The organism is Streptomyces bathyalis, from assembly GCF_015910445.1.
In the GTDB taxonomy this organism is placed as follows: Bacteria; Actinomycetota; Actinomycetes; order Streptomycetales; family Streptomycetaceae; genus Streptomyces; species Streptomyces bathyalis.
Genome location: NZ_CP048882.1, coordinates 5918012 through 5937834, shown reverse-complemented (window position 1 = coordinate 5937834; position 19823 = coordinate 5918012). Strand labels below are relative to the sequence as shown.

Sequence of the window (19823 nt, the reverse complement as noted above, 5' to 3'; positions counted from 1 at the left end):
GCCGGACCGGTGGGGCGGCGGGCTCAGCGGGGGCCGTCGACCCAGGGCCGCACGCGGCCGACGACGGCGGGGATGCTCATGGGTCCCCGCCCGTCGCCGTCCGGGGCCGCGGCCGCAACTCCCGTGTCCGCGGCGGCGGTCGAGGCAGAACTCACGACCGCGAGCACCCGTCGCAGATCTCCTCGTGGGTGAGCCGGCGCGTGCCCCGGGGCCGTCGGCGAAGCCGAGCACCACCTGCCGGTACGTGCGGGAGGCGACCCCCGCGAAGGGAGCAGGCGTTCCCTACCGGGCGACCCGGGAGGGGTCGGCGGCGGAGCTGCCCAGGACGTCCAGCACCACGGCCCCATCGGCGAGCACGCCCTCAACGGCTTCGTGCGCAGACGGCCGGTGCGGTGAATGGACCCACAGGACGGCCGGCGACACCACGGCCCGGTCACCTGCCACCGAGCGCAGCGCCTCCCGGAGCGCTCCGGGCACCGCATGGTCGGCAGCCACCGGGACCACCCGGCCGGGTCGCACGTCGTGCCGGCGACGCGCCGCACCCGCGCGAGGTCCCGTGCCACCACGGCCGTACGGTGCCCGGCCTCCACCAGTGCGCGCACCAGTCCGGCGAGCATGCCCGTACCCCCCCCACGAGGGCGAGCGGTGCGGCGGACCCTTCCACGGCTTCCTCGTCGACGGCCGTCCGGGCGGGCACCTGTCCCGCTCTGCGGGCGATTCCCCCACGACGTTTCAACGTCCTTCCCCGGCAGTACAGTTGATCCTGTGTGCGGCCGGTTCCACGCTGCATCCCGGACCAGGAGGGGAAGTCTGTGAGCAGTCTCAACAAGGGTCTCGAAAAGGTCGATGTGACGCTGAAGTGGGACCCGAGTCCCATGGGTGCGCCAGTGCACGATCTCGATCTCGTCGCCGCCACGTACACCGCCGAGGACCCGTACGGCGACCCGGACTATCTCGTGCACTTCGACAGCCGTGCACCCGACGGCACGATCACGCTCACCCGGGACAGCCGCACCGGGCAGGGTTTCGGGCCCGACGAGGCCATGACGCTCGAGCTGGAGCGGCTGGCGCCCTCCTACGTGCGGGTCGTGGTGGGCGTGGCCATCCAGCAGGGCTCGGGGCGGACGACGTTCGGCGACGTGGACAACACCTTCATGCGGGTCGCCGAGGGCTACGACACGCTGGCGGAGAACGACTTCGCGGGGGTGGCGGGCTCCACGGCGGCGACCGTCGCGGAGTTCGTGCGCACGGAGGACGGGGCGTGGGAGCTCCGCGACGGGGTCACCGGATTCGACACGGAGCCCGAGTCCTTCGCGAGGGAGATGGGCCGCGGGCCCGCCTGATCTCACCGCGTCTGCCGGCCCCGGGCCCATGACGGACGACGCACACCTGCCGGTGCTGTGCCAAGCCGCGCCCACTGGGACAGACTTGTGGGATGAGCGACTCCCGGGGATCTTCCCGCAGTGAGCTGGCCGGGCGGACCCCCTGGGCGAGCCTCCACCGCCCGGTCCGGCAGTTCCTGCGCACCGAGACCGGCAGCGCCGCGGTGCTGCTGACCGCGACGCTCGCCGCGCTGGTCTGGGCGAACATCGACTTCGCCTCGTACGAGGAACTGTGGTCGACGAAGCTGTACATCGGCGTCTCCGACGACCGGATCTCGCTGGACCTGCACGACTGGGTCAACAGCGGGCTCATGACGATCTTCTTCTTCGTCGTCGGCCTGGAGGCGCGCCGCGAGTTCGACATGGGCGACCTGCGCGAGCGCCGCAGGGTCGCCCTGCCCGCCCTCGCCGGGATCGGCGGGATGCTGGTGCCGGTCGCGCTCTATCTCTCGCTGAACGCGGGCCACCCCTCGGCGCAGGGCTGGGGAGCGGCGATGTCGACCGACACGGCCTTCGCGCTGGGCATCCTGGCCCTGGTGGGGCCGCGCTTCCCACGCCGGCTGCGTTCCTTCATGCTCACCTTCACCGTCGTCGACGACGTCATCGCGCTGGCCGTCATCGCCCTGGTCTACAGCGAAAACGTCGCTCCCGCGCCGCTGTTGACGGCGTGCGGACTTCTCCTGGTCGTGCTGGTGCTCCGGTACGCGGCCGTCTCCTCCTCGTTCGTCTACGGCGCGCTGGGCGTCGGCATGTGGATCGCGATGCTCAGGTCCGGTGTCGATCCCGTCGTGACGGGCCTGGTGCTGGGCCTGCTGACGTACGCGTATCCGGCTGCCCGCGGCGATCTGGAGCGCGCCAGCGGCCTCTTCCGGCTCTTCCGTGAGCAGCCGACCGGAAAGCTCGCGCGCACGGCACGCGTCGGGCTGGCCGCGGCCATCTCGCCCAACGACCGTCTCCAGGACCTCTTCCACCCCTGGGCGAGCTACGTGATCGTCCCCCTCTTCGCGCTCGCCAACACGGGCGTGCCGCTCACGGAGGAGCTGCTCGCACGCGCCTTCAGCTCGCCCGTGACGCTCGGCATCCTCATCGGCTTCGTCGTGGGCAAGCCGATCGGCATCGTCGGCGTCTCCTGGCTCGTGACGCGCCTCAGCGGCGGCAGGCTGCGGCCCCCTGTGGGCTGGGCGGCGGTGATGGGCGGCGGGACGATCGCCGGCATCGGCTTCACGGTCTCGCTCCTCATCACCGGACTGGCCTTCCACGGGGACGAGTTGGAGGAGGCGAAGATCGGCGTGCTCAGCGCGGCGCTGTGCGCGTCCCTGCTGACGTGGGCGGTCTCGCGGGCGACGGGCATGCTTCCGCACCGCATCAAGGGGCGCGCCCTGCTCGGCACCTCCGAGCCGCTGCGGGACCTGGCCACCGACGTCGACGACGAACGCGACCACGTGCGCGGGCCGGCCGACGCCACCGTCACCCTCGTCGAGTACGGCGACCACGAATGCCCCTACTGCGCCGCGGCGGAGCCCGTCATCCGCTCCCTGCTCGGCGGACGCGACGACGTGCGCCACGTGTGGCGGCACCTGCCGCTGACCGACGTCCACCCGAACGCGCAGCTGAGGGCCGAGGCGGCCGAAGCGGCGGGCGCGCAGGGCGCGTTCTGGGAGATGCACGACTTCCTCCTGGCCAACCAGGAGGAGACGAGTGTCGCCATGCTGGTCCGTCAGGCGAAGGTGCTCGGCCTCGACACCGACCGGTTCCGCGAGGACCTGCGCGAACGCGTCGGGGCCGACCGGGTCGCCGAGGACATCGAGTCCGCCGACGAGAGCGGGGTCTCGGGCACGCCCACGTTCTTCGTCAACGGCCGCCGCCACCAGGGTTCGTACGACAGCGCCAGCCTGCACGCGGCGGTACGGGCCGCGCGGGTGAGGGCCGACATCGGCGGCTAGGCGACCAGCGCGTGTTAGTGCGCGAACGGCGGCGAAGGCGTCCATACCCTGCGAGGACATCGGCTCGACCAGGGAGAAACCGAAGATCATGCGACGCGAAGACCTGCCCGCCCCGGAGACGGGCATCCTCCTCACCCACTTCCTGACCGTGCGGGACGTACCGCGGTCCCGCGCGTTCTACTCGGACGTCCTCGGAGGCACGGTGGTGCTGGAGGAGAACCCGTGCATCATCAGGCTCGCCAACGGCTGGATCATCATGAACCCGGGCGGCGGGCCCACCCCCGACAAGCCGGACGTGACACTCCGGCCGCCCGAGGACCCCGGCACCACCTCCAGCTTCCTCAACATCCGCGTGGCCGACATCCAGGAGTGCTACCGCGAATGGAGCGCCAAGGGCGCCGAGTTCCTCACCCCTCCCATCGACCGCAAGGCCGAGCTGCGCTGCTACGTCCGCGATCCCGACGGCTATCTCATCGAGGTGGGACAGGCGACCGGGATGGTGGAGGGGATCCTCGCCGACCCGCCGGCCGGGACGGGCTAACCGGCGGGGCCGGTCAGTGCGGTGCCGGCGCGGAGGTTCCAGCGGCCCGAGCGGCCGCTGAGCTCCGTCGTCGTCAGCGGTGCGACGTCCACCCTCCACAGGCCGTGCGGCGGTGCGTCCAGGGCGGACACCACGGCGGCACGCACGACGTCCGGCTCGACGACGGCCACGACGCGGCCGGGCATTCCCGCCAGCCCGGCCAGCCACTCCCGCGTCCTGGCGCACAGCGCGGCGACCGATTCACCTCCGTGCGGGGCGCTTCCGGCATCCGAGAGCCACAGCGCGACGGCCTCCGGTTCGGCGGCGCTCACCTCCTCGATGGTCCTGCCGCGCCAGCGGCCCGTCGCGCAGCCGGAGAGCCGCTCGTCGACGAAGCCCGGGGCCCCGGCGAGACCCAGCTCCTCGGCCGTCCGCAGGCAGCGCGGCGAGGGCGAGACGCTCAGGCGATCGGCCGCGGACAGCAACTCCGCGGCGGCGCCCCGCGCCCGGCGCGCGTCCCGCAGCCCGGCGACGCTCAGGGCGCTCCCGTCATCGAAGCGGAACTCCTCGGACGCCTCGCTGCGGGCCGGCGAGATCAAAGTCACTCGCGTGGTCATCGGGGCCTCTCCTCGCCCGTGAACGGCGGCTTTGCACAAGGGAGTTGATCATGCGTCGTCCCGGTGTCCGGGATCTGCGGCCTTGGCCGGGCAGGTGGAATCGGGGTACCTTCCGCTGGTATCGATCGACGACGGCAGGGCGGAAACCGGTGAGATTCCGGTGCGGTCGCGCCACTGTATGCCCCCTCCGGTCCGCTGCCGTGCGCAGCGTACGGGCAGAGGCGAGCCAGACCCGCAGGCCGTCACGAGCTCCACCGACAGGGACGCGAGTTCCCACCAGGAGGTCCTGCCATGGCACAGTCCATCGCCCCGCCCAGTTCCGCAACTCCCGCCTCCGGCGTCTCCGTTCCGGCGACACTCCCGGTCAAGGCGATCCTTCCGTGGGCATTCTTCTTCGGTCTGCTGATGCTCGTCCTGCTGTACTTCGTCGGGGCGGAGCAGGGCGCCACGTCCCTCTTCTCCGGCACGGACGTGCACGAGTGGGTCCACGACGGACGCCACCTTCTCGGCTTCCCCTGCCACTGAGCGGGGGAGCACCATGAACTCCGCCACTGTGAGGACCCTCCTTGTGCGGGGCATGCTGGCAGGTCTCGTGGCCGGCCTGTTCGCCCTGGTGACGGCCTCGTTCCTGGGCGAACCGCACGTGGATGCCGCGATCGCCTTCGAGGAGGCGCATTCGCACGAGCACGGCGGCGAGGAGATCGTCAGCCGCGGCATGCAGTCCACCGCGGGCCTCGCCACGGCCGTCCTCGTCTACGGCGTCGCCATCGGCGGCATCGCCTCGCTGGCCTTCAGCTTCGCGCTTGGTCGCGTGGGCCGCTTCGGTCCCCGTGCGACGGCTCTGCTGCTGTCGGGTGCCGCGTTCCTGTGCGTGTACCTGGTGCCGTTCCTGAAGTACCCGGCCAACCCGCCGTCCGTGGGTGACCCGGCGAGCCTCGACAAACGAACGGCTCTGTACTTCCTGATGGTGCTGCTGAGCCTGCTGCTCGCCGTCGGGGCCACGATCCTCGGCAAGCGGCTCGCCCCGCGTCTGGGCAACTGGAACGCGACGGTGACGGCGGTGCTCGGCTTCGTCTTCGTCATCGGCCTCGCCTATGCGTTCCTGCCGTCCCTCAGCGAGCTGCCCGAGCACTTCCCCGCGCTGCTGCTGTGGCGCTTCCGGGTCTCGACGCTCGCCGTACAGCTGGTGCTGTGGGCCGCCTTCGGGCTGACGTTCGGTCATCTCGCCGAGCGTGCCCTGGGGACCGCCGCACGCGGCGAGAAGGAGACGGCGTCGGCTGCGGCGGCCCCCGCCGCCAACTGAAGCGAACAACGCCCGGCACGTAACGGGCCGTGAGCCGCTGCCGGGCACCCGCATCGGGTGCCCGGCAGCGGCTTTCTCACGGCGCGGTGCGGATCGGCTCGGGCCGGTTCACGGGTGCCGGTGCCGGTGCCGGTGCCGGTGCCGGTGCCGCACGAGGGAGCGGGACAGGGGCCGGGCGCGAGTCCCGGCCCCCTGTCGGCGGACGAGGCGGGCTCAGCTGCGGCCCGCGGCCTCCGCCCGCACGGTCCGCGCCGCCTCGACCATGTGCTCCAGCGCCTCACGCACCTCGGGCCAGCCGCGGGTCTTCAGGCCGCAGTCCGGGTTGACCCACAGCCTCTCCGCCGGGATCGCGGCGAGCCCCTTGCGCAGCAGCGACGCCACCTCGTCCACGTCGGGGACCCGCGGTGAGTGGATGTCGTACACGCCGGGCCCGACCTCGTTCGGGTAGCCGGCCGTGGCGAGTTCGTCCGCGACCTGCATGTGGGAACGGGCAGCCTCCAGACTGATGACGTCCGCGTCGAGATCCACGATCGCCGAGACGATGTCGCCGAACTCCGCGTAGCACATGTGCGTGTGGATCTGAGTGTCCGCGCGCACGGCACCGGTGGCCAGGCGGAAGGACTCCGTCGCCCACGCCAGGTACTCCGGCCGGCTCTCCGTCCGCAGCGGAAGCGTCTCGCGAAGTGCCGGCTCGTCGACCTGGATGACGGCGGTGCCCGCGGACTCCAGGTCCGCGACCTCGTCCCGCAGCGCCAGTGCCACCTGGCGTGCGGTCTCGGCCTGCGGCTGGTCGTCCCGTACGAAGGACCACGCGAGCATCGTGACGGGTCCGGTCAGCATGCCCTTGACGGGCCGTCCGGTCTGCGACTGCGCGTAGCGCGTCCACTCCACCGTCATCGGCCCGGGCCGGGAGACGTCACCCGCGAGGATCGGAGGCCGCACGTAGCGGGTGCCGTAGGACTGGACCCAGCCGTGCTGCGTCGCGATGTAGCCGTCCAGCCGCTCCGCGAAGTACTGCACCATGTCGTTGCGTTCGGGCTCGCCGTGCACGAGCACGTCCAGTCCGGCCTCTTCCTGGAAGGCGAGGACGTCCCGGATCTCGGCGGCGATCCGCTTGTCGTAGCCCTCCGCGTCGAGCCGTCCGGCCCTCAAGTCGGCGCGCGCCGCACGCAGTTCGCCGGTCTGCGGGAACGAGCCGATGGTGGTCGTCGGCAGCAGCGGCAGCTTCAGCCGCGCGCGCTGTGCCGCGGCCCGCTCCTGATAGGGCGTGGTGCGGCGCCCGTCGGCGTCGGTGACCGCTTCGGTGCGCGCCCGCACGGCCGGGTCGCGGGTGAGCGCCGCGGACGAACGCGCCGCGAGCGCCGATGAGTTGGCGTGCAGCAGTCCGGCGATGACGTCGGTGCCCTCGCCGAGTCCCGTCGCCAGCGCGACGACCTCCTCCGCCTTCTGCCTGGCGAAGGCGAGCCAGCGTGCGACCTGCGGATCCACGTCGCGCTCGAGGGCCGCGTCGAGCGGTACGTGCAGCAGCGAGCAGGACGGGGCGACGTCGACACGGTCGGCGAAGCCGAGCAGCGAGGCCAGCGTGGACAGCGACTTCTTCAGGTCGTTGATCCACACGTTCCGTCCGTCCACGACTCCCGCGACGAGCCGCTTGCCGGGCAGTCCGCCCGCACGCGCCAGGTCCTCCAGGTTCGCGACGGCAGGGCCGGTGAAGTCCATCGCCAGGCCCTCGACGGGCGCCTTGGCGAGTACCGGCAGCGCGTCGCCGAGTCGGTCGAAGTAGGAAGCCACCAGCAGTTCGGGCCGGTCGGTGAGCCCGCCCAGTTCCCGGTATGCGCGTGCGGCGGCGTTCAGTTCGGCCGGCGTGCGGTCCGCCGCCAGCGCGGGCTCGTCGAGCTGCACCCATCCCGCCCCGGCCGCGCGGAGGTCGGCGAGCACCTCCGCGTAGACGGGGAGCAGCCGGTCCAGCAGCGTCAGCGGTTCGAAGTCCGGGGCGACTCCGGGCGCGGGCTTGGCGAGCAGCAGGTACGTGACGGGCCCGACGAGGACGGGCCGGGCGTCGTGGCCCTGCGCGACGGCCTCGGACAGCTCACCGGTCTGCTTCGCGGAGTTCGCCGCGAAGACGGTGTCGGGCCCCAACTCCGATACCAGGTAGTGGTAGTTGGTGTCGAACCACTTCGTCATCTCCAGCGGCGCGACGTCCTGCGTACCGCGCGCCATGGCGAAGTAGCCGTCGAGCGCGTCCGCCTCGACGGCGGCACGGTGACGTTCGGGAACGGCACCGACCATGACGGTGGTGTCCAGCACATGGTCGTAGAGGGAGAAGTCTCCGGTGGGCACTTCGCGCACACCGGCGTTCCTGAGCTGCTGCCAGTTGTCCCGGCGCAGCCCGGCTGCGGTCTCCCGCAGGGCGTCGGCGGTGACGCGGCCCCTCCAGTAGCCCTCGACGGCCTTCTTCAGCTCACGGCCGCTTCCCTGCCGTGGATATCCGTGGACGGTGGCGCGGGGCCTCGTTGCCGGCTTCGACGCCGCGGCTGCGGACTTGGGTGTCACTCAACTCTCCTTCGCGAGTCTCGCCGGTGACCCGAGAGGTACGGGGCGAGGAGGAGAGGCGACGCGGCGGCGCACACGCGCACCGCGTGCTGCTCACCTGTACCGCCGACCCGCCCTCGAGGTCACCGAGATCGATCCGCCGACGCATCCTCCCCCTGGGCCTTGCGGCCCGGGGGTGCCCCCGGCGGGCAGTGGCAGGTCTTCGGACTCGTGGGCCCGCCGTGTCCGTGATCCACGGACCGGCTCCTACCGGCCGTCGCTTCCCGGGTCCGCTCGGACCCAGTGCGTATGACGGCTTTCGTTCCCACTCACCGCTGCGGGGCAGTTCCGGAGTCTCACCGGATTCCCTCTTGCGACGTGCCTGTCTGGCGGACAGGCCGAACCGACTGCCTCTCCAGCGTACGGGCCCGCGAGCCGCGGCGACAAAGGGCAGGAGTGAGGGCTTCTTCATGCGCCGTGATGGTTTACGGGGGCGAAGCACGGTCTGCCGTGGCCCCTCGCCGGACCGGCACGGCCCGCGCGGGCACCGGAACCGGGCCCGCGTCGAGCCGGTGTCCGGGTCCGCGTCGGGCCCGTATCGGACCGGCGCCGGCGGGTGGACCGCGCAGGCCGTGGCAGGCCACCGCCGACAGGGATCCGGGGTGCCGTCGTGGCCCTCCCGCACAGGGCCGTCCGGGTCGCGGCGGTGTGGCGCACGCCGTGGAGCGGCCCGCCGGTCCCAAGCTGCTGCCGGAGACTCACGCCCCGCCGGTGCGCAGGCCGGGCGGGGCGATCCGTTCCACGACGACTGGAGAAGATGACCATGCCACCCCACACCGCGTCCGCATCCTCGGCAGGGCCCGAAGCCGCGGCCGCACCGCAAGCCCCTTCCTCCGCGGCGGCCGCGGCGGGAGCCGCCGCCTCGGAGGCGGCCGAGGCCTTCGAGGCGGCGGGCCTGCCGCCGGACACGAACCCCGCCGACCCGCGGTTCTGGCAACTGCCGCACGACCAGCGGCACCAGGTGTTCGCCGTGCTGCGCCAGCGGGAGGCGCCCACGTACTTCGCACAGCCGCAGCACACCCTGCGCAAGCGGCAGCAGCCGGGGTTCTACGCTCTCGTCAGGCACGAGCACGTGCAGGAAGCCAGCCGCAACGCCGCCGTGTTCGGGAGCGCGCCCGGTGTCACCACGCCGCATCCCGCGCCATGGGTGAAGGCCCTCTTCGGGGAGTCCATGGTCAACGTCGACGGCAGCGACCACGCCAAGCTGCGGAAGATCATTTCGCGGGCGTTCAGTCCCAGGCTGCTGGCGGGCGCCGAGAAGGACATCGAGCAGGTCGTCGCGACCGTCGTCGGGAACGCGGTGCGGCAGCCCTCCCGCGAGTTCGTGACGGCCGTGGCCTCGCTGGTGCCCTGCGAGGTCGTGTGCAACATGATGGGCATCCCCCAGCGGCACCGGCCCCGCATCCTCGCCCAGCTCAACGACGCCTCCGAGAACATCGGCGTACGGCGCGGAGCGGGCGCGAAGTTCCGCATCCCCGGCAAGGGCCTGCGGGCGCTGGCCCGTATGCACATCATGATCGCGATGCTCGCCAGGGAGCGCCGGCGCCACCCGACCGACGACCTCATCTCCGCGCTGGTCACCGCGGATGTCGACGGTCAGTGCCTGGGGAACCGCCAACTCGGCGCGTTCTTCACGTTGTTGATGGTCGCCGGGGTGGAGACGACCCGCAATGCGATCTCGCACGGCCTGGCCCTGCTCAGTGCCGATCCCGAGCAGCGGGAGCTGTGGGAGAGCGACTTCGAGAAGTACGCGGACACCGCCGTGGACGAGATCGTCCGGTGCTCGACCCCCATCATCCAGTTCCGCCGCACGCTGCGCACCGACCACGTCATGGGCGGCCGCACGCTGCGCAAGGGCGAGACGGTGGCGATGTACTACGCCTCCGCCAACCGCGACGAGGCGGTCTTCACCGACCCCGGCACCTTCGACATCACCCGCGACCCCAACCCCCACCTCGGCTACGGCGGAGGCGGCCCGCACTACTGCCTCGGCGCGCACCTCGCCCGCCAGGAACTCAAGGCGCTCTTCAGGCAGTTGCTCACCGACTCCGTCGCGATGCGAGCCGTGGGCCTGCCGGACCTGGTGCCCTCCAGCTTCGACAACCGCATCCGTTCGCTGCAGTTCGACATCGCCCCGCAGGACGGCAGCGGCGGCCCGGCGAAGGGCCCCGTGACCAGCGCCTGACGCACCCTTACGCCGCCGGGCCCGCCGCCCCTACCCTCGTCCCCGGGACTCCCTCGACGCGGGGCCCCGGGGGAGGGAGTGGGGCGGGTGGCCGGTTCTTCGTCCGCGGGACGCGCCAGGGGCAGCGGCGGAGGCAGCGAAAGCGGCGTCGAGCAGTTCGGCTACGAGCAGCAGCTCCACCGCTCGCTCAGCTTCTGGGATCTGCTCGTCTACGGGCTGGTCTTCATGGTGCCGATCGCCCCCTTCGGCATTTTCGGCAGCGTCTTCCAGGGCTCCGGCGGCATGGTCGTGCTCGCCTACGCGGTCGGCATGGTCGCCATGATGTTCACGGCCCTGTCGTACGCGCAGATGTCGCGCGCCTTCCCGATGGCGGGTTCCGTCTACTCCTACGCCGGACGCGGCATCGCAGCCCCGGTCGGCTTCATCTCGGGCTGGATGATCCTTCTCGACTACGTCCTCGTGCCCGGCCTGCTCTACCTGATCTCCGGCGTCGCGATGAACACCCTGGTGCCCGCGGTGCCCGTGTGGGTGTGGCTGACGGGCTTCGTGGTGCTCAACACGGTCGTCAACTACATGGGCATCGAGATGACCGCCAAGGTGAACAAGGTCATGCTCGTCGGCGAACTCGCCGTCCTGGTCGTCTTCCTGGCCGTCGGGATCACCGCCCTCGCGCAGGGCAAAGGGCACGGCTTCTCCTTCACGCCCCTGTACGACGCGGGGAGCTTCTCCTGGCCCCTGGTCTTCGGCGCGGTGTCGGTCGCGGTGCTCAGCTTCCTCGGCTTCGACGGGATCTCCATGCTGGCCGAGGAGAACAAGGAGTCGGCGCGGGCCATCGGACGCGCCATGGTCGCCGCACTGGTGCTCGCCGCGGCCCTCTTCATCGCCCAGACCTGGGTCGCCTCCTTGCTGGTCGAGGACCCGGGCAAGCTCGTCGCCGAGGGCGACCCCGGCGGGACCGCCTTCTACGACGCCGCACGCAACGCGGCCGGCGGCTGGCTCGCGGGCCTCACCGCGGCGTCCACCGCCATCGCGTGGGGCTTCGCCAACTCCCTTGTCGCGCAGGCCGCCACGTCGCGGCTGCTGTACGCCATGGCCCGCGACCGCCAACTGCCGCCCTTCCTGGCCAAGGTGCACCGCAGGCACGGTGTCCCGGTCAACGCCACGCTGCTGGTTGCCGCGGGCTCGCTGGTGCTCGGTATCGCCATGGCGGCACGCAGCGACGGCATCACGCTGCTGAGCACCCTGGTCAACTTCGGTGCGCTGAGCGGGTTCCTCGTCCTTCACGTGTCCGTCGTCACGCACTACGTCGTACGGGGCCGGAGCCGGAGGTACTGGGCGCACCTGGCCGCGCCCGTCATCGGCTTCGCGATCCTGGCCTACGTCGTCGTCAACGCCCAAGTCGCCGCCCAGCGGCTCGGGTTCGTGTGGCTGGCGGCCGGCCTGGCGGTGCTCGCGGGCCTCATCGTGATCGGGCGAAGGCCGGCCCTGTCCGCCATGGAGCAGGTCGCTGCTTCGCCGAAGGACGGTTCGCCGAGGGACGGTTCGCCCGCCTCGCCACCCGAAGGAGACAAGGACGCATGACCTCCGACGACGGCTTCCGGGGTGCCGTATCCCTGAGGCCCACTCCGGAACAGCTCGCCTACAGCTTCGGCGGACACGAGCCGCTGCTGACCGTCGAGCCGGGCACGGTCGTGGAGTTGAGCACAGAGGACTGCTTCGGTGGCGCCGTGCGGGCCCATGAGGATCTGCCCAGCAGGGTGTGCACGTTCCCGTACCTCAATCCGGTGACCGGCCCGGTCGCCGTCACGGGCGCCGAACCGGGAGACACCCTCGCGGTGCACTTCGCCGACATCTCCCCGGCACGGGACTGGGGCGTCTCCAGCACCTTCCCGCACTTCGGCGCACTCACGGCGACACACGCGACGGCCATGCTTCACGAGCCGCTGGAGGAGCGTGTGTGGGTGTACGAGATCGACTCCGCGGCCGGAACATGCCGCTTCCGCGCCCGCCGCAGCGGCCTCGAACTCGACCTCCCCCTGGACCCGATGCACGGAACGGTCGGCGTCGCGCCCGCGGCCGGCGAGACGCTCATGAGCATCACGCCGGCCGCGCACGGCGGCAACATGGACACTCCGGAGATGCGGGCCGGCACGACCGCGTACTTCCCGGTCAACGTTCCCGGGGCGCTGCTCTCCGTCGGCGACGGCCACGCACGCCAGGGCGAGGGCGAGGTCTGCGGCACGGCGGTCGAGACGGCGATGAACACGGTGCTGATCGTGGATCTGATCAAGGGGCGGACTCCGGCCGCGCCCCGGCTCGAGAACGACGGCTTCCTCATCACCACGGGCCATGCCCGCCCGCTCGAGGATGCGTTCCGCATCAGCCAGCACGACCTGGTCGGCTGGACCGCCTCACTCCTCGGTCTCGACCAGCTCGACGCCTATCAGCTCGTCAGCCAGGCCGGACTGGCCCCGGCCGCCAACGTGTGCGACACCAACTACACGATGGTCGCGAAGCTTCCGAAGGCCGTGCTGGGGAGTGCCAAGGCGTACGACGGAATGCACGAGCGGCTCCGGGACGCCGCGGCGCGGTATCTCGCGGCGCGCTGACGCCCTGCCGCTGCGTCCTGGGTCTCGTTCGGGACCTGAGTCCCTGCGGGAGTCGGCTCAGGAACACAGCGCGCGAAGCGAGGCCCCTGGCCGCCTGCGCCGGCATTGATCGCCGGCACCGGCGTGAGCCAGGAGCCTCGCCATTTCGGGGACTTGCGCACCGAGCCAGTGCCCAGACCGTATGGGAGTCGCGGCGGCAAGTCCCGGCAAGAGACTTGCCGCCGCGCCCCAGGGACGGCAACTCACCGGCGGATCAAGGCCGATGAGAGCCCGACATCACAGCAGCACGGTGTGACTGCCCGTCCCCACGGAGGTGGTGAAACTGCCGCTGCCGCCGTACGTGGCCGTCAGCGAGAACGGCGAACCCACCGTTGTGGTGTAGGTGTGCGTGGTGGCCGCGACACCGAGGACCAGCGGCACCGCAACCGTCGGACTGCCGTCACCGAAGTCGAACGTGACCGTCCCCGTGGGGATGCCCACGCCGGGAGGCACCGCCGACACCGTCGCAGTGAACGCCACGGGCACACCCACCACCGACGGGTCCGGCAGATCCGTCAGCACCGTGGCCGTATTCGCCGCGTTGACCGTGTGGCCGCCCGCACCGGAGGACCCGGTGAAGTTGCTGTCACCTCCATACGTGACGGTGACCGTGAAGGGGGATCCGGTCGCCGTGGTGTACGTGTGCGTGGTGGTGGCGACACCACCGACCAGCGCCACCGGCACCGTCGGAGAACCGTCACCGAAGTCGAAGGTGACCGTCCCCGTCGGCGTACCCGCACCCGGAGCGACCGGCGTGACGTGGGCGGTGAAGGTCACCGGCTCACCCACCACCGACGGATCCGGCAGATCGTCGAAGACGCTGGTCGTCGTCGCCGCCACATTGACCGTGTGGGTCAGGCCCGGAGACGTGGTCGAGGTCGTGAAGTTGGCGTCACCGCTGTAGATGGCGCTGATCGTGAACGGGGAGCCGACCGTTGTCGGATACGGGTAGCTGGTCGTAGCGACACCACTGACCAACGGCACCGGAGCCGACGTGTTGCCGTCACCGAAGTCGAAGATCACCGTGCCCGTCGGCGTACCCGCACCGGGAGCGACCGGAGAGACCGTCGCCGTGAACGTCACCGGCTCACCCACCAGCGACGGATCCGGTAGATCGGTCAACGCCGTCGTCGTCTCCGCCGGATCGACCGCATGGCTGCCCAACCCCACAGACGCGTTGAAGTTGCTGTCACCGCTGTATGAGGCCGTGAGGGCGAGCGGCGAGCCCGCCGTGGCGGTGTAGATGTGACTCGTGGTCGCCACGCCGCTGACCAACGGCACCGGAGCAGACATGTTGCCGTCACCGAAGTCGAAGATCACCGTCCCCGTCGGCGTACCCGCACCAGGAGCAGAGGCCGAGACCGTCGCCGTGAAGCTCACCGACTGCCCCACCACCGACGGATCCGGCGTGTCGGCCAAAGCCGTCGTCGTCTCCGCCGGATCGACCGTGTGACTGCCCGTCCCCACGGAGCCCGTGAAGCTGGCGTCGCCGCTGTACGTGGCACTGAGGGCGAACGGCGAACCCGTCGTGGTCGCGTACGCGTGACTCGTGGTGGCCACACCGGCAACCAGTGCCACCGGAGCAGACATGTTGCCGTCACCGAAGTCGAACACCACCGTACCCGTCGGCGTACCCGCACCCGGAGCAGAGGCCGAGACCGTCGCCGTGAACGTCACCGGCTCACCCACCACCGACGGATCCGGAACATCCGCCAACGCCGTCGTCGTCGCCGCCTGGTTCACCGCATGGCTGCCCAACCCGACCGACCCGGTGAAGTTGGAGTCACCGCCGTAGGTAGCAGTGAGGGCGAACGGCGAGCCGGCAGTGGTCGCATACGCGTGACTCGTGGTGGCCACACCGGCAACCAACGGCACCACAACCGCGGGACTGCCGTCACCGAAGTTGAACGTGACGCTTCCGGTAGGAGTCCCGGCACCCGGAGCAGAGGCCGAGACAGTCGCGGTGAACGTCACCAGCTCACCCACCACCGACGGATCCGGCACATCCGTCAACACCGTCGTCGTCGCCGCCTGATTCACCGCATGGCTGCCCAACCCGACCGAACCGGTGAAGTTGGAGTCACCGCTGTACGTGGCAGTGAGCGCGAACGGCGAACCCGTCGTCGTGGCATACGCATGCGAGGTCGTCGCCACGCCGGCAACCAGTGCCACCGGAGCAGACATGTTGCCGTCACCGAAGTCGAACACCACCGTCCCCGTCGGCGTACCCGCACCCGGAGCAGAGGCCGAGACAGTCGCGGTGAACGTCACCGGCTCACCCACCACCGAAGGATCCGGCACATCAGTCAACACCGTCGTCGTCGCCGCCTGGTTCACCGCATGGCTGCCCAACCCCGCGGAACCCGTGAAGTTGGAGTCACCGCCGTAGGTAGCGGTCAGAGCGAACGGCGAACCCGTGGTCGTCGTGTACGCGTGGCTGGTCGTCGCCACGCCACCGACCAGCGGCACAGGGACAGTTGGACTGCCGTCACCGAAGTCGAAGACCACCGTCCCCGTCGGCGTACCCGCACCCGGAACGACCGGTGCAACGGTGGCGGTGAACGTCACCGGCTCACCCACCACGGATGGGTCCGGCACGTCCGTCAACACCGTTGTCGTCGCCGCCACATTGACCGTGTGCGTCAGACCCGGACCCGTCGCCGAGCCCGTGAAGTTGGCGTCACCGCCATAGCTCGCACTGATCGTGAACGGCGAACCCGTCGTCGTGGCATACGCATGCGAGGTCGTCGCCACACCGGCAACCAACGGCACCACAACCGCGGGACTGCCGTCACCGAAGTTGAACGTGACGCTTCCGGTGGGAGTCCCGGCACCCGGAGCGACAGGCGAGACGGTGGCGGTGAACGTCACCGGCTCACCCACCACGGACGGGTCCGGCAGATCGGTCAACGCTGTCGTCGTCGCCGCCTGGTTCACCGCATGGCTGCCCAGCCCGACCGACCCGGTGAAGTTGCTGTCACCGCTGTATGAGGCCGTGAGGGCGAAGGGGGAGCCGACTGTGGTGGCGTACGCGTGGCTGGTGGTGGCCACACCACCGACCAACGGCACCGGGGCGGAGGTGTTGCCGTCACCGAAGTCGAACGTGACGGTTCCGGTAGGACTGCCTGCGCCCGGAGCGAGGGGCGAGACGGTGGCGGTGAACGTCACCGGCTCACCCACCACCGACGGGTCCGGCAGATCGGTCAACGCCGTCGTTGTCGCCGCCTGGTTGACCGCATGGGTGCCCAACCCGGCCGACCCGGTGAAGTTGGAGTCACCGCCGTAGGTAGCAGTGAGGGCGAACGGCGAACCCGTCGTCGTGGTGTACGCGTGGCTGGTCGTCGCCACGCCACCGACCAGCGGCACAGGGACAGTTGGACTGCCGTCACCGAAGTCGAAGACCACCGTCCCCGTCGGCGTACCCGCACCAGGAGCAGAGGCCGAGACCGTCGCCGTGAACGACACCGACTGCCCCACCACCGACGGATCCGGCACATCAGTCAACACCGTTGTCGTCGCCGCCTGGTTGACCGTGTGCGTCAGACCCGGACCCGTCGCCGAGGCCGTGAAGTTGGCACTACCGCCATAGCTCGCACTGATCGGGAACGGCGAACCCGTCGTCGTCGCATACGCATGCGAAGTCGTCGCCACACCACCGACCAACGGCACCACAACCACCGGACTGCCATCACCGAAGTTGAACGTGACCATCCCCGTCGGCGTACCCGCACCCGGAGCGACAGGCGAAACCGTCGCCGTGAACGACACCGACTGCCCCACCACCGACGGATCCGGCACATCAGTCAACACCGTTGTCGTCGCCGCCTGGTTGACCGTGTGCGTCAGACCCGGACCCGTCGCCGAGGCCGTGAAGTTGGCACTACCGCCATAGCTCGCACTGATCGGGAACGGCGAACCCGTCGTCGTCGCATACGCATGCGAAGTCGTCGCCACACCACCGACCAACGGCACCACAACCGCCGGACTGCCGTCACCGAAGTTGAACGTGACCATCCCCGTCGGCGTACCCGCACCCGGAGCGACAGGCGAAACCGTCGCCGTGAACGACACCGACTGCCCCACCACCGACGGATCCGGCACATCAGTCAGCGCCGTCGTCGTCGCCGCTGCATTCACCGAGTGACTGCCCAACCCCACAGAGCCAGTGAAGTTGGCACTACCGCCATAGGCAGCGGAGGCGGTGAACGGTGAGCCGACTGTGGTGGCGTACGCATGGCTGGTGGTGGCAACGCCACCGACCAGCGGCACAGGGACAGTTGGACTGCCGTCACCGAAGTCGAAGACCACCGTCCCCGTCGGCGTACCCGCACCAGGAGCAACGGGCGAGACCGTCGCCGTGAACGTCACCGGCTCACCCACCAGCGACGGATCCGGCACATCCGTCAACGCCGTCGTCGTCGCCGCCTGGTTGACCGCATGGGTGCCCAGCCCCACCGACCCGGTGAAGTTGGAGTCGCCGCCGTACGTGGCAGTGAGCGTGAACGGGGAGCCGGCAGTGGTGGTGTAGGTGTGGCTGGTGGTGGCAACGCCACCGACCAACGGCACCGGAGCCGACGTGTTGCCGTCACCGAAATCGAAAATGACACTTCCGGTAGGAGTCCCCGCACCCGGAGCAGCCGGCGAGACGGTCGCCGTGAAGTTCACCGACTGCCCCACCACCGACGGGTCGGGCACATCGGTCAACGCCGTTGTGGTCGCCGCCTGGTTGACCGTGTGCGTCAGACCCGGAGCCGTCGCCGAGGCCGTGAAGTTGGCACTACCGCCATAGCTCGCACTGATCGGGAACGGCGAACCCGTCGTCGTCGCATACGCATGCGAGGTCGTCGCCACACCACCGGACAACGGCACCGCAACCGCGGGACTGCCGTCACCGAAGTTGAACGTGACGGTTCCGGTAGGAGTCCCCGCGCCCGGAGCGACAGGCGAGACGGTCGCCGTGAAGTTCACCGACTGCCCCACCGCCGACGGGTCGGGCACATCGGTCAACGCCGTTGTCGTCGCAGCCGCATTCACCGCATGGCTGCCCAACCCCGCAGAGCCAGAGAAGCTGGCGCTACCCCCGTAGGAGGCGCTGATCGTGAACGGCGAACCCGTCGTGGTCGCATACGCATGCGAGGTCGTCGCCACACCAGCGACCAACGGCGCGACAACCGCCGGACTGCCGTCACCGAAGTTGAACGTGACCGTCCCGGTGGGAGTGCCCGCACCAGGAGCGACAGGCGAGACCGTCGCCGTGAACGACACCGACTGCCCCACCACCGACGGATCCGGCACATCAGTCAGCGCCGTCGTCGTCGCCGCCGCATTGACGGTGTGGCTGGCGGCACCGGATGAGCCGGTGAAGTTGACGTCACCGCTGTAGGTGGCGCTGGCACTGAAGGGAGAGCCTGCGGTCGTGGTGTAGGCATGCGAGGTCGTCGCCACACCACCGACCAACGGCGCGACAACCGCCGGACTGCCGTCACCGAAGTTGAACGTGACCGTCCCGGTGGGAGTGCCCATGTTGGGAGGGACGGGCGCGACCGTCGCCGTGAACGTCACCGGCTCACCCACCACCGACGGATCCGGCGCGTCGATCAGCGTCGTCGTCGACGACGGCACGCCGACGTAGTCGTAGGCGAAGCCGCCGCCCGGCCCGGCGGCGGTCACGACCGTGACCAGCACCGTACCGGGGTTTCCGGGAGGCACGACGACGTTGTTGATCACCGTGGAGGCGACCACGTTGTAGCTGGTGGCGTTGATGTTTCCGAACTTCACGGCAGTCACACCGGTGAAACCGGAGCCGACGAGCGTGACCACGTTGCCGCCGGCAGTAGGTCCGGTGGCCGCCGGGCTGATGGCCGTGATTCTCGCGCCGGGCGTCCCGGTGTAGGTGAACGCCTCGCCGTTGCTGGTGCCGCTGGGGTTGACCACGGTGATCAGGAGCGTGCCGCTTCCCGCGGGAACGGTGGCGTTGATCCTTACATCGTTGACCACCGTGAAGGTGGCATTGGTGTTGCCGAACTTCACGGCAGTGGCACCTGTGAAGTTGGAGCCCGTGAGTTGGACGGTCTGGCCGGCAGAAGCCCTTGTTGGTTGAACGACACTGATCGTTGGTGCGGGCATGACGCAGCTCCTCCGCAGATGATTCCAGGGCGGAGGCCTCACTCGCACGGGACGCGGCATCGTCAACTCCCCGCCCGCGCTTGGGAGCACGGCAGGGGAGGGCCGACCGGACAGTTGACGGAGTGAAGCCCATTGCCTCTTGCCAGCAATGAAAGCGAACCGGATACATACCCCGAAAGGAGTGAAATCTGGCAGATGATGCATACGGAGTGAATAGGACAATCCCATGAAGGCATCAGCTGCGCCGGTACGCGCCGGAGTACGCCCCTGTCGCGGAGCCGCACCTGACTCGGAAGATCACGACCGCGAAGGCGTCCAACCGCGAGGCGGCACAGGCGCCTCCCCTGTCACCACGGCCCCCGTCACCGCCACCGCCCCGTCACGTCACGACCGCCGCCGCCACCGCCGGCAGCTGCCGCACTCCACCCCGGCTCCCGCCGCACCCGCCCTCGGCCCTCCTCAGCGGCCATTCGCAAGCACTCGCGGCGGCAATCCGGGAAAAATCCA

General features: G+C 70.3%; 13 protein-coding genes and 1 riboswitch. Of the genes, 8 read left to right on the top strand and 5 right to left on the bottom strand.

Features of this window, described 5'->3' with window-relative positions:
- Positions 1 to 23: 23 nt before the first annotated feature.
- The gene (locus G4Z16_RS33000; RefSeq protein ID WP_281393724.1) at positions 24 to 155 is read right to left on the bottom strand and encodes a hypothetical protein; all 132 of its coding nucleotides are present in this window, start codon (positions 153 to 155) and stop codon (positions 24 to 26) included.
- A gap of 127 nt (positions 156 to 282) precedes the next feature.
- Entirely contained in the window at positions 283 to 495 is a 213-nt protein-coding gene (locus tag G4Z16_RS25680) for a hypothetical protein (RefSeq protein ID WP_197353017.1), read from the bottom strand.
- A 317-nt stretch (positions 496 to 812) separates the two neighbouring features.
- Here G4Z16_RS25680 and G4Z16_RS25675 point away from each other — a divergent pair, with 317 nt between their 5' ends.
- The 3 genes from G4Z16_RS25675 to G4Z16_RS25665 all read left to right on the top strand — a co-directional run bounded on the left by G4Z16_RS25675 (position 813) and on the right by G4Z16_RS25665 (position 3866).
- The gene (locus G4Z16_RS25675) at positions 813 to 1343 is read left to right on the top strand and encodes a TerD family protein (RefSeq protein ID WP_197353016.1); all 531 of its coding nucleotides are present in this window, start codon (positions 813 to 815) and stop codon (positions 1341 to 1343) included.
- Between the two features lie 92 nt (positions 1344 to 1435).
- Positions 1436 to 3325, top strand: coding sequence for a Na+/H+ antiporter NhaA (gene nhaA / locus G4Z16_RS25670; RefSeq protein ID WP_197353015.1), 1890 nt, complete (start codon positions 1436 to 1438; stop codon positions 3323 to 3325).
- An 88-nt stretch (positions 3326 to 3413) separates the two neighbouring features.
- Complete coding sequence (locus tag G4Z16_RS25665) at positions 3414 to 3866, top strand: VOC family protein (protein ID WP_197353014.1); 453 nt, start codon at positions 3414 to 3416, stop codon at positions 3864 to 3866.
- Here the strand turns inward: G4Z16_RS25665 and G4Z16_RS25660 are convergent.
- The gene (locus G4Z16_RS25660) at positions 3863 to 4462 is read right to left on the bottom strand and encodes a histidine phosphatase family protein (protein WP_197353013.1); all 600 of its coding nucleotides are present in this window, start codon (positions 4460 to 4462) and stop codon (positions 3863 to 3865) included. The two genes, G4Z16_RS25665 and G4Z16_RS25660, sit on opposite strands and share 4 nt — an antisense overlap.
- A gap of 291 nt (positions 4463 to 4753) precedes the next feature.
- Here G4Z16_RS25660 and G4Z16_RS25655 point away from each other — a divergent pair, with 291 nt between their 5' ends.
- Positions 4754 to 4987, top strand: a complete 234-nt coding sequence (locus G4Z16_RS25655) for a CbtB domain-containing protein (protein ID WP_197353012.1) — start codon at positions 4754 to 4756, stop codon at positions 4985 to 4987.
- 13 nt (positions 4988 to 5000) lie between these two features.
- Positions 5001 to 5765, top strand: coding sequence for a CbtA family protein (locus tag G4Z16_RS25650; protein ID WP_197353011.1), 765 nt, complete (start codon positions 5001 to 5003; stop codon positions 5763 to 5765).
- Between the two features lie 213 nt (positions 5766 to 5978).
- Here the strand turns inward: G4Z16_RS25650 and metE are convergent, their stop codons facing one another.
- On the bottom strand, positions 5979 to 8318 hold the full coding sequence (gene metE, locus G4Z16_RS25645) for a 5-methyltetrahydropteroyltriglutamate--homocysteine S-methyltransferase (RefSeq protein WP_197353010.1): 2340 nt from the start codon (positions 8316 to 8318) through the stop codon (positions 5979 to 5981).
- 193 nt (positions 8319 to 8511) lie between these two features.
- Positions 8512 to 8702: riboswitch (cobalamin riboswitch) on the bottom strand.
- Between the two features lie 412 nt (positions 8703 to 9114).
- On the opposite strand from metE, the gene G4Z16_RS25640 reads away from it, so the two are divergent.
- The 3 genes from G4Z16_RS25640 (at position 9115) to G4Z16_RS25630 (ending at position 13151) form a co-directional block, all read left to right on the top strand.
- Positions 9115 to 10542: a cytochrome P450 gene (locus G4Z16_RS25640; protein ID WP_246531068.1), complete on the top strand. Its 1428-nt coding sequence runs from the start codon at positions 9115 to 9117 to the stop codon at positions 10540 to 10542.
- Between the two features lie 87 nt (positions 10543 to 10629).
- Positions 10630 to 12123: an APC family permease gene (locus G4Z16_RS25635; protein ID WP_246531067.1), complete on the top strand. Its 1494-nt coding sequence runs from the start codon at positions 10630 to 10632 to the stop codon at positions 12121 to 12123.
- Complete coding sequence (locus tag G4Z16_RS25630; protein WP_197353008.1) at positions 12120 to 13151, top strand: acetamidase/formamidase family protein; 1032 nt, start codon at positions 12120 to 12122, stop codon at positions 13149 to 13151. The genes G4Z16_RS25635 and G4Z16_RS25630 overlap by 4 nt, the downstream gene beginning before the upstream one ends.
- A 276-nt stretch (positions 13152 to 13427) precedes the next feature.
- On the opposite strand, the gene G4Z16_RS25625 is transcribed toward G4Z16_RS25630, so the two are convergent.
- Positions 13428 to 19520 (bottom strand): Ig-like domain repeat protein, encoded by a 6093-nt coding sequence (locus G4Z16_RS25625; RefSeq protein ID WP_197353007.1) that lies wholly within the window; start codon positions 19518 to 19520, stop codon positions 13428 to 13430.
- Between the last annotated feature and the right edge of the window lie 303 nt (positions 19521 to 19823).